Origin of the sequence: Roseitalea sp. MMSF_3546, assembly GCF_030732865.1 — a bacterium.
Taxonomy (GTDB): domain Bacteria; phylum Pseudomonadota; class Alphaproteobacteria; order Rhizobiales; family Rhizobiaceae; genus Roseitalea.
In genome coordinates this window covers 1-1,486 of sequence record NZ_JASHKB010000059.1, presented here as the reverse complement: position 1 = coordinate 1,486, position 1,486 = coordinate 1, and the positions used below count along the sequence as shown (strand labels likewise).

General features: G+C 66.4%; 3 protein-coding genes. 2 read left to right on the top strand and 1 reads right to left on the bottom strand.

Features of this window, described 5'->3' with window-relative positions; all coding sequences use genetic code 11:
- Positions 1 to 462 (bottom strand): class I SAM-dependent methyltransferase (locus RBB34_RS19790; RefSeq protein ID WP_306120966.1); only part of this gene is annotated, 462 nt, incomplete at its 3' end.
- 175 nt (positions 463 to 637) lie between these two features.
- Between RBB34_RS19790 and RBB34_RS19785 the strand changes: the two genes are divergently transcribed.
- Together RBB34_RS19785 and RBB34_RS19780 are read left to right on the top strand one after the other, a co-directional pair.
- Complete coding sequence (locus tag RBB34_RS19785; RefSeq protein WP_306120965.1) at positions 638 to 1,024, top strand: VOC family protein; 387 nt, start codon at positions 638 to 640, stop codon at positions 1,022 to 1,024.
- Between the two features lie 94 nt (positions 1,025 to 1,118).
- On the top strand, positions 1,119 to 1,486 hold a 368-nt coding region (locus RBB34_RS19780), incomplete at its 3' end, for a glycerophosphodiester phosphodiesterase family protein (protein WP_306120964.1).

Below are 1,486 nucleotides of genomic sequence, written 5' to 3'. Positions count from 1 at the left end.
CCGGCCGGTCAGCACATCGTCCCAGGCGCAGACCTGGCGCGGCGCGGTGAACAGGAACCGCCCGCCGGGTTCCAGCGCCTCAGCGACGTTTCCGATCAGGGTGCGCTGGGCGTTCCCGGGCAGGAGGAACACCAGGCCGATCGCGACCGCGCCATCGAAGCTGTGGCCGAAGAACCGGCTGCGCTCGGCCGGCTCGCACGCCACCTCGACATCGGGGAAGCGCTGGCGGAATGCCGCAACCAGCGCCGGCGAGGCATCGAGGGCGGAGACCGTCAGTCCGGCGTCGATCAGCGCGACGGTGACCGGCTCGCCCGACCCGCAGCCGATGTCGATGACCGTTCCTCCGGCCGGCAGCGACGCCGCCCATTGGCGAATGATCGCAAGCCCGGTCGTCGAGCCCGATCGCGCCGCCACGAACGTATCGGCGACCGCTTCATAACCGTTGGACGTGTCGTCGATCATCATGTCTTTCCAATATCGGCAACCGGGGCACGCGCGATCCCATGGCGATTCAACCAATGAGCAGGTAAAGCGCCCACGAATCCCGAACAATAACCTTCGACGTTATTGTCCTTCGGGAAACTGCCTTGCCAAGTGGCGGCAGATGATTTGGCCAAGCCGATGGAGAACAGCCGCCATGGTCCGTTTTCGCAAGACGACGCCGATCCTGCTCGCCGAGGACGTCAAGGCGTGCGTCGAATTCTGGGCGACGCTGGGGCTTCAGGCGCCGGTCACCGTGCCCGAGGGTGACGGCATCGGCTTTGCCATCATCGCCGGCGACGGCGTCGAGCTGATGTACCAGTCGTTCTCCTCGGCCCGCGCGCAAAGGCCGGAGGCGGTCGAGCGGGTCGACCGTTCCATCGTCTTCCTCGAGGTCGCATCGCTCGACGCTGTGCTCGCCGCGCTCCCGCGAACCGAGATCGTCGTACCCGATCACGTCACCGACTATGGCGCGCGCGAGATCTATGTGCGCGATCCGGCCGGCAATCTGATCGGCTTTTCGCAGTTCGGCTGGCAGGAGTGAGGCAGGAGAGGTGCGACGCGACACCGTCTCGCCCACATCACCACGCCTTCTGCGCCCGACGATCCGATGCCGCACAATCCGACGAGAGACGACAATGAGAATCCTGCGTGTCCTGCTGGCGGTTTTCGTCGCCATCGCTCTGGGGCTCTACCTCAACAACGCGTCCTGGCTGGCGCCGACCCCCGAGAGCGAACCGAAGCTCTATGCCCATCGCGGCGTGCATCAGCCCTATGAGCGGGCCGGGCTTACCAACGACACCTGCACGGCCGAGCGCATGCTGCCGCCGGCCCACGACTATCTGGAGAACACGATCGCCAGCATGCAGGCCGCGTTCGCCTACGGCGCCGACCGGGTGGAGATGGACATCTACCGCACGGCGGACGGCGACTGGGCCGTCTTCCACGATTACGGGCTTGCCTGCCGCACCGACGGGGAAGGCCGCATCCGCGACCACACCATGGC

Bases quoted from the DNA above. Each gene is read 5' to 3' on its own strand.
- RBB34_RS19785 (WP_306120965.1), top strand. From the start codon at position 638: ATGGTCCGTTTTCGCAAGACGACGCCGATCCTGCTCGCCGAGGACGTC.